The 7,984-nt window shown below is 70.5% G+C and carries 9 protein-coding genes; 7 read left to right on the top strand and 2 right to left on the bottom strand.

Annotated features, from left to right (window positions below; all coding sequences use genetic code 11):
* Window positions 1-230: 230 nt before the first annotated feature.
* Entirely contained in the window at window positions 231-530 is a 300-nt protein-coding gene (locus AC08OQ_RS04145; RefSeq protein WP_462186285.1) for a GlsB/YeaQ/YmgE family stress response membrane protein, read from the top strand.
* Between the two features lie 41 nt (window positions 531-571).
* On the opposite strand, the gene AC08OQ_RS04140 is transcribed toward AC08OQ_RS04145, so the two are convergent.
* Window positions 572-1,222 carry an MBL fold metallo-hydrolase gene (locus AC08OQ_RS04140; RefSeq protein WP_476604418.1) on the bottom strand — a complete coding sequence of 217 codons (651 nt, stop codon included), beginning with the start codon at window positions 1,220-1,222 and terminating at the stop codon, window positions 572-574.
* Between the two features lie 201 nt (window positions 1,223-1,423).
* A complete protein-coding gene (locus AC08OQ_RS04135) occupies window positions 1,424-2,512 on the bottom strand; it encodes an S-(hydroxymethyl)mycothiol dehydrogenase (protein WP_462186283.1) in 1,089 nt (362 codons plus the stop codon).
* A gap of 263 nt (window positions 2,513-2,775) precedes the next feature.
* Between AC08OQ_RS04135 and AC08OQ_RS04130 the strand changes: the two genes are divergently transcribed.
* From AC08OQ_RS04130 to AC08OQ_RS04105, 6 genes are read left to right on the top strand one after another with little or no spacing between them, the layout of a single operon-like run.
* The gene (locus tag AC08OQ_RS04130) at window positions 2,776-3,765 is read left to right on the top strand and encodes a ParA family protein (RefSeq protein WP_476592406.1); all 990 of its coding nucleotides are present in this window, start codon (window positions 2,776-2,778) and stop codon (window positions 3,763-3,765) included.
* 39 nt (window positions 3,766-3,804) lie between these two features.
* On the top strand, window positions 3,805-4,494 hold the full coding sequence (locus AC08OQ_RS04125; protein ID WP_462186281.1) for a zinc metalloprotease: 690 nt from the start codon (window positions 3,805-3,807) through the stop codon (window positions 4,492-4,494).
* 40 nt (window positions 4,495-4,534) lie between these two features.
* Window positions 4,535-5,470 carry a segregation and condensation protein A gene (locus AC08OQ_RS04120; RefSeq protein WP_462186280.1) on the top strand — a complete coding sequence of 312 codons (936 nt, stop codon included), beginning with the start codon at window positions 4,535-4,537 and terminating at the stop codon, window positions 5,468-5,470.
* Entirely contained in the window at window positions 5,467-6,051 is a 585-nt protein-coding gene (gene scpB / locus AC08OQ_RS04115; RefSeq protein ID WP_476601889.1) for an SMC-Scp complex subunit ScpB, read from the top strand. Before AC08OQ_RS04120 ends, scpB begins: the two co-directional genes overlap by 4 nt.
* Before the next feature lie 16 nt (window positions 6,052-6,067).
* Window positions 6,068-6,916, top strand: coding sequence for a pseudouridine synthase (locus tag AC08OQ_RS04110; protein ID WP_476601890.1), 849 nt, complete (start codon window positions 6,068-6,070; stop codon window positions 6,914-6,916).
* A complete protein-coding gene (locus tag AC08OQ_RS04105; protein ID WP_462186277.1) occupies window positions 6,844-7,956 on the top strand; it encodes a prephenate dehydrogenase in 1,113 nt (370 codons plus the stop codon). Before AC08OQ_RS04110 ends, AC08OQ_RS04105 begins: the two co-directional genes overlap by 73 nt.
* The last annotated feature ends 28 nt before the right edge of the window (window positions 7,957-7,984 follow it).

The following is a 7,984-nucleotide window of genomic DNA, read 5'->3' as shown; positions in this document are numbered from 1 at the left end:
AACCGTCACCCACAGCAAGATCGCTAAAGCAGGTGGACGTCCCGGCCCGATCGGGACGTACTCCTGGGCCAAATGTTTACGGTGGTGTTCCGCCGGGTTGGGCCCATTTTTCAGGAAAAAACTAAATAAGGAAGGTTTGTGCATCCGGTGCAGGTCGGGTGCCCGCGGTGTTTGTACGGCCGGGTTCATGGAGACGAAGAGGAGGCAGACTCACGCTCTGGGGGTGCCCGGTGTTCCAAATTCTCTGGATCGTTCTGGCCGGTCTGGTGATCGGTCTTCTGGCCCGTCTGATCGTCCGGGGTCGGCAGAACATCCCACTCTGGCTGACGGTCGGGTTCGGCATCATCGGCGCGCTGGTGGGTAACGTGATCGCGAGCGCGCTCGGCGTGCGCCACACCGGCGGCTTCGACTGGATCCGGCACATCCTGCAGGTTGGTGTCGCGGTCGCGCTGGTCGCGATCGTCTCCCCGATGTGGGCGGCGCGTCGTGGGCAGAGCACCGGCACCCGGCGCACCGCGGGCCGACCCTAGCCCGGTGTGCACACCGGGCGGTGATGCGGGGAAGCGGCCGGTCAGCGGCCGCGGCTCACCCAGTCGTCGTAGTCGACACCCTCCTCACCGATGGTCGTGTCGTCGCCGTGACCGGTGTGCACGACGGTGTGCGCGGGCAGGGTGAGCAGCCTGGTACGGATCGAGGCCAGGATGGTCGGGAAGTCGGAGTAGGACCGCCCGGTCGCCCCGGGACCCCCGCGGAAGAGTGTGTCGCCGCTGAACAGGACCGGGTCGCCGTTGATCTTCCCGAACAGGCAGATCCCGCCGGGAGAGTGGCCCGGGGTGTGCAGGACGCGCAGCGCGCCACCTTCGGGCAGACCGATGAGCTGTCCGTCCGCGAGCGCACGGTCGGGCGCCCGGTGCGGATAGATCGCCTTCCACAGCACCACGTCGGCGGGGTGCAGCGCGATGGGCGCCCGGACCAGGTCCGCGAGCTCCGCCGCCGCATTGATGTGGTCGTTATGACCGTGCGTAGCGATGATCGATGTGACCACGCGGGTGCCGATGGCCGCCGCGATTACCGACGGGTCGTGCGCGGCGTCGATGACCAGTACCTCGTCGTCGTTTCCCACGAGCCAGACGTTGTTGTCGACCGCGAACGACTGACCGTCGAGCGTGAAGTCGCCGCGCGTGATCACCCGATCCACCCGAAGCCCGGTATTGACGATCATTGCGTCCCCTCCTCGACCCGATCGGTCTGCCCGCTGCCCGCTGCGCGTGTCGCGGGTGCCGTCGGACGGCGGTGCACCCGGTGGGGTCGACCGTATCCGGCGGTTCCCGGCTCCGGGTGGGCCCGCCGGCGACGAACCTCGCCAGTAAACAAAGGTTCAGTGAACGATGGTTCAGTAGACGGCGGCCCGGTGAACGACGACTCAGAGGATGACGACGCTGCGCAACACGTCGCCGCGCTGCATCCGGGTGAACGCCTCCTCGACGTCGCCGATCCCGATGGTCTCGGTGACGAAGGCATCGAGGTCTAGCCGGCCCCGGCGATAGAGGTCGATGAGGATCGGGAAGTCGCGGCTCGGCAGGCTGTCGCCGTACCAGGACGACGACAGGTGACCGCCGCGGCCGAGGACCTCGGCGAGCGGCAGCTCCACGGTCATCGCCGGGTCGGGTACACCCACCAGGACCAGCCGTCCCGCCAGGTCGCGGGCGTCGAAGGCCTGGCGGTAGGTCTCTGGGCGGCCCACCGCCTCAATGACCACATCGGCGCCGAAGCCGTCGGTGAGCGCCCGGATGGCCGCCACCGGATCGCCTGCCGTGGCATTCACGACATCGGTGGCACCGAAGTGTCGGGCCCAGGTGAGCTTCCGGTCGTCGACATCGACCGCGATGATCTTCCGTGCTCCCGCGATCGAGGCGCCGGCGATCGCCGCGTCGCCGACCCCGCCGCAGCCGATCACTGCCACCGTCTCACCCCGGGTGACCCTGCCGGTGTTCACGGCGGCACCGAAACCGGCCATCACCCCGCAGCCGATCAGCCCGGCCGCCTCTGGCCGGGCTGCGGGGTCCACCAGCACGCACTGGCCCGCGGCGACCAGGGTCAGCGGCGTGAACGCACCGATGCCCAGCGCCGGCGCCAGCGGCGTCCCGTCCGCCAGGGTCATCGAATTTCGCGCGTTGCGGGAGTCGAAGCAATACCAGGCCATGCCGCGCCGACAGGCCCGGCAGGTTCCGCAGGGGGCCCGCCAGGCCAGCACCACGTAGTCACCGGGGGCCAGACCCACCACGCCCTCGCCCACCGATTCGACGGTGCCGGCCGCCTCGTGCCCCAACAGGAACGGATAGTCGTCGTTGATCGCGCCCTCGCGGTAGTGCAGGTCGGTATGGCATACGCCGCAGGCGCGCACCCGTACCCGTGCCTCGCCCGGACCCGGATCTGGAACAACGATCTGCTCCAGCGAGACCGCGGCGCCCTTCTCCCGGGCCACCACCGCTTCCACCGTCTGCGCGCTCATCCCGGATCCCTTCTCCTCGAGTCTCCTCGAGCACTGGTCGGAGAGATGAATCCCTCGTCGAACCGGAGCGGTCACCCCGATGTCTGACTTTCCTACCTCCGTTGGTGGGCTCCGTCCAACACAGGTGGGGTCCGTCCAACGTGGTCACGCCGCTCATGGCGCGACACGCCGCTTTACGGCCACCCGGCGCCACCGAGAACGGGTCGGTGTCGGTACGCTCGTACCGGTCCGTTTCTGCTCTTTGTAGAAGGAGCAACCCCTCAGTGGTCCGTTTCACCGACACGTCGTCCGTCGCCTCACCGACCCGCCGCTTCTACGGGGAGGTGACGGTCGGTGATCCCCGCCTGTCCGAGGACGGGCGGCTCGAGGCCGGCGGTGAGAGTGTCGATGCCGGGGTGGGCGAGCCCGGGCCCACCGGGCGGCCGCTGCCGTCGTTTCCCGTCCCGCCCCCGCTGGCGTCGCACGGTCCCGCCTGGATCGTCGCGATGTGCAACCAGAAGGGCGGGGTCGGCAAGACCACCAGCACGATCAACCTGGGTGCCGCGCTCGCGGAGTACGGCCGGCGGGTACTCCTCGTCGACTTCGATCCTCAGGGTGCGCTGTCGGTCGGGCTCGGCGTCAACCCGATGCAGTTCGACCTGACGGTGCACGACCTCCTGCTGGGCGGGGACGCCGACGTCCGCGAGGTGATCGTCGAGACCCAGGTCGACGGGCTCGACCTGCTGCCGAGCAACATCGACCTGTCCGCCGCGGAGGTGCTGCTGGTCACCGAGGTCGGCCGCGAGCACAGCCTCGCCCGCGCGCTGGCGCCGATCCTCGACGAGTACGACGTCATCCTCGTCGACTGCCAGCCCTCGCTCGGCCTGCTGACCGTGAACGCGCTGACGGCGGCGGACGCCGTCATCGTCCCGCTGGAATGCGAGTACTTCGCGCTGCGGGGAGTGGCGCTGCTGTTGCAGACTATTGACAAGGTGCGCGAGCGGCTCAACTCACGCCTGGAGCTCGCCGGTATTCTGGCGACCATGTACGACGCCCGCACCCTGCATGCCCGGGAGGTGCTGGCCCGGGTCGTCGAACGGTTCCCGGACGAGGTGTTCCACACTGTGATCAACAGGACGGTTCGGTTCCCGGAGACCACGGTGGCCGGCGAGCCGATCACCACCTACGCCCCGACGTCGGTGGGGGCTGCTGGCTACCGGCGACTCGCCCGGGAACTGATGGTCCGGCACGACACGCCGCCGGCCGTCGGCTGAACCGAGACAACGGGGCGATCGGGGCGAAAAGGTAGCGACGTGCTGTTCCACCTTGCCGAACCCGCGGCGCTTCTCGGGATCCTCCTCGCCTTCCTCATCGGGATCTTCGCCCACGACGCCGCCCAGGTGCTCGTGGCCCGGCTAGTCCGTGACCCGACCCCGATGCGCTCGGGGCGGCTGACGACGGGCCTGAAGGGCCGGCTCAGCCCGTTCAGCGGAGTCGCTGTCTTCGTCGTCGGCTACGGCTGGGCCGAGTCGGTGCCCATGAACGACGTGTGGCGGCGGCGCCGGTTCCACGTGGCCGCCGCCGTCCTGGCCGGACCGCTGGCGTATCTCCTGCTCGCCCTGGCAACCCTGGCGGTGTTCCAGCCGCTCGGCGAGCCGGGGCTGGTGCGGCTCGGTGACCGCGTCACCGAGGTGACGGTGCCGAACAGCTTCGGTGCCGAGCTCGCGTTGTGGATGGCCGTCACGTTCGGGTCGATGTTCATCGTCAGCCTGATCCCGGTCCCCCCGACAGACGCCGGGCGGCTGCTGTTCCTGCTCGGCCCGACCACGGCCGGCTGGCGCAAAGCCCGGTACCAGTTAGCCGAGCGCAACATCGGGTTGGGCATCCTGCTGGCGTTGTTGCTGCTGCCGGTGCTGTTCGTCGGATTCCCCTCGGTCATCGGCCAGCTCATCGGCCCGTTGCTGCGGGGACTCGCCTCGCTGATAGGCCTCAACCTGGGGTGATGATGATCACGCCGACGCCGCCGGGGCGTAGCGTGGCGCCATGACCCGGTCTCGAGCTGCTCCGGCCGACCAGGCCGACCAGGCCGACGGGATGGCCGCCCCGCGTACCGGCGTGCCGACGGGTCGTGGTGGGCGCACGGAGACCTTCGTCGTCGAACTCGACAACTTCACCGGCCCCTTCGACCTGCTGCTCTCGCTCATCGCCAAGCATCGCCTCGACGTGACCGAGGTCGCGCTCTCCCAGGTCACCGACGAGTTTGTCGCGCACATCCGGCGGCTGGGGGACCAGTTCGACCTCGGCCAGGCCACCGAGTTCCTGGTGATCGCGGCGACCCTGCTCGACCTGAAGGCGGCCCGGCTGCTGCCGGGTGCCCTGTCCGAGGACGAGTCGGCGGACCTGGCCCTGCTGGAGGCCCGCGACCTGCTTTTCGCCCGGCTACTGCAGTACAAGGCGTACAAGGAGGCTGCGGCGCTCTTCGCCGGCCTCATGGCCCTGGAGGCGCGCCATACCCCCCGGGCGGTACCCCTGGAGCCCCGTTACGCCGCCGCGCTGCCGGAGGTCCAGATTGGCATCGGCCCGACGGAGCTCGCGGCGCTCGCGGCCCGGCTGCGTGAGCCGCCGCTGCCGCCGCTGGTCGCGACCGATCACGTGCACCTGCCCCGGATCAGCGTGCGGGAGCATATGCTCGCCGTCATCGCGATGCTGCGCGAGGTGGGCACCGCGACCTTCGGGATGCTGTGCGTCGGCTGCCGGCAGACCATCGAGGTGGTGGCCCGGTTCCTGGCGCTGCTGGAGCTCTTCCGCGAGGGCCGGATCTCCTTCGACCAGCAGGTCCCGCTCGGTGAGCTGACGGTGCGCTGGATCGCCCTGGATCCGGCGGTCGAGGCCGACGCCCCGCCGATCGGCCACGGGCTGTTCGGATCTGATCGGTACGGTGGGGACGCGGAGGAGGAGTCGCGGGAGGTGGCGTCGTGACTGGGACTGCCGGGACTGCCGGGACTGCCGGGGAGGCCCGGCCGCCGCTGGGTGCGTTGCTTGAGGCGGTCCTCATGGTCGCGGAGAAGCCGGTCGGCGTCGCGGAGCTCGCGACCGGCCTCGGCGCCCCGGCGCTGGAGGTCGAGCGGCTGCTCGCGCAGCTCGCCGAGCAGTATGCCCGCGACGGCTGCGGCTTCCGGCTGCGGCACACCGGTGGCGGCTGGCGCTTCTACACTGCGGACGAGTGCGCCCCCTGGGTCGAGCGATTCGTGCTCGCCGGCCAGTCGGCCCGGCTGTCGCAGGCTGCGCTGGAGACCATGGCCGTCGTCGCCTACCAGCAGCCGGTGAGCCGGGGGCGGATCTCGGCGGTGCGGGGTGTCTCCGCCGACGGAGTCATCCGCACCCTCACCGCCCGCGGCCTGGTCGAGGAGGTAGGGCACGATCCGGAGACCGGCGCGATCCTCTACGGCACCACCGACTACTTTCTCGAACGGATGGGGCTGCGCGGGCTCGACGAACTGCCGCCGCTCGCCCCCCTGCTGCCCGGTCTCGATGAGATTGATGACATTGTTACGTCATGAGCACCAGGTTCCCGTCATGAGTACCGGTGACCGCCCGGACGAGCCCCAGGACCAGGGCATCCGGCTGCAGAAGGTGCTGGCCGCCGCCGGGGTGGGCTCCCGCCGGCACAGCGAGGAGTTGATCGCTGCCGGTCGGGTCCGGGTGGATGGCACCGTGGTGCGCGAGCAGGGCCGCCGGGTCGATCCCGAAACCGCCCTCATCGAGGTCGACGGTGAGCGGATCGTCACCAGGGCGGGCCTGGTCCACTTGGCGTTGAACAAGCCGCGCGGGGTGCTCTCGGCGATGTCGGACGACCGGGGCCGGCCGACGATCGCGGATCTGCTCATGGAGTTCGGCGGCGGGCTGTTCCACGTCGGCCGGCTCGACGCCGACAGCGAGGGGCTGCTGCTCGTCACCAACGACGGGGAGCTCGCGCACCGGCTCACCCATCCCTCGTTCGCCGTCCCCAAGACCTACCTCGTCGAGGTGTCCGGTCCGCTGCGCCGCGACGTCCTGCGCCAGCTGCGCGCGGAGGTCGAACTCGACGACGGCCCGGTGCGCGCGGACTCGGCGCGCGTCGTCGACAACGCGAACGGACGGGTGATGGTCGAGGTCGTTGTGCACGAAGGGCGCAAGCACGTCGTCCGCCGGATGATGGACGCCGTCGGCCACCCGGTGCATCGGCTGGTGCGCACCCGGTTCGGGGCGGTGTCGCTGGGAACCCTGCGCGCTGGGCGGGCCCGTCACCTCACCCGTCACGAGATCGGCACCCTGTATCACGGCGTCGGTCTCGAGGCTTTAGGCTCAAGGCCATGGTCGGGTCGGGATGGGATGTCGCATGCCTTCCGCGCCTGCGCCGGGTCGGGGTCGTCGGCACGGGCCTGATCGGGACCAGTATCGGTCTCGCGCTGTCGGCAAGGGGCATCGAGGTCCTGCTCCGCGACGTGGACGAGGCACAGGTTGCGCTTGCCGAGAAGATGGGGGCCGGGCGGCCGTGGGCGGGGGAGCGGGTCGATCATGCGGTCGTCGCCACCCCGCTGCCGAGTGTCGCGGCCCAGGTACGCGCCCTGGCCCGCTCCGGCCTCGCGGACACGATCAGCGACGCCGGCAGCGTCAAGGTCCGACCGTTGGTCGAGGGAGTCCAGCTCGGCTGCGACCTCACGACGTGGTGCCCAGCCCACCCCATCGCCGGCCGGGAACGGCACGGGGCCGTCTCCGCCCGGGCGGACCTGTTCGCCGAGCGGGTCTGGGCGGTCTGTCCCGTCCCGCACACCGGGTCGGCCGCGGTGCACGCCACGGTGGCGCTGGCGTTCGCCTGCGGGGCCACGCCGGTGCGGACCACCCCGCAGCGTCACGACGCGGCGATGGCGTCGGTCTCCCACGTGCCCCAGATCGTCGCGAGCGCGCTCGCGGGGGTGCTCGTCGGGCTGCCGGAACGGGACGTGCCCTTCGTCGGGCAGGGGTTCCGCGACACCACCCGGCTCGCCGACAGCGACGCCGAGCTGTGGTCGGGGATCATCGAGGGTAACCGCGGCCCGATCGCCGAGCGGGTACGTTCCCTCGGCGCCCAGCTCACCGCGCTCGCCGGCGTCCTCGACACCGGTTCCGGTGACGAGGTCACCGCCGCGGTCTCCCGGCTCATGCGGTGCGGCCAGGCCGGCCGTGCGCTGCTTCCGCGCAAGCCCGGCGCCCCGGCGCAGTCCTGGGGCTGGGTGGGGGTCGTGCTCGATGACCGACCTGGCCAGCTCGCCGCGCTCGTCGGCTTCATCAGCCAGTGGCAGATCAACATCGAGGATGTCGGGCCCTTCGAGCACAGCCTCGACGCACCCGCCGGCATCGTCGAGCTCGCGGTGGACCCGACGGCCGCGGACGAGCTCGTCGACCGATTGACGCTCAACGGCTGGACGGCATACCGGCGATCCTGATGCCGTACCGAGTAGCCTGATCCGGGTT

It is taken from the genome of Frankia sp. CcCS3, assembly GCF_977927575.1.
The sequence above is the reverse complement of the archived record's forward strand: the minus strand, read 5'-3'. Positions and strand labels throughout refer to the sequence as shown.

Bases quoted from the DNA above. Each gene is read 5' to 3' on its own strand.
- AC08OQ_RS04120 (WP_462186280.1), top strand. From the start codon at position 4,535: ATGACCCGGTCTCGAGCTGCTCCGGCCGACCAGGCCGACCAGGCCGAC.
- AC08OQ_RS04135 (WP_462186283.1), bottom strand. From the start codon at position 2,512: ATGAGCGCGCAGACGGTGGAAGCGGTGGTGGCCCGGGAGAAGGGCGCC.
- AC08OQ_RS04140 (WP_476604418.1), bottom strand. From the start codon at position 1,222: ATGATCGTCAATACCGGGCTTCGGGTGGATCGGGTGATCACGCGCGGC.
- AC08OQ_RS04110 (WP_476601890.1), top strand. From the start codon at position 6,068: ATGAGTACCGGTGACCGCCCGGACGAGCCCCAGGACCAGGGCATCCGG.
- AC08OQ_RS04105 (WP_462186277.1), top strand. From the start codon at position 6,844: ATGGTCGGGTCGGGATGGGATGTCGCATGCCTTCCGCGCCTGCGCCGG.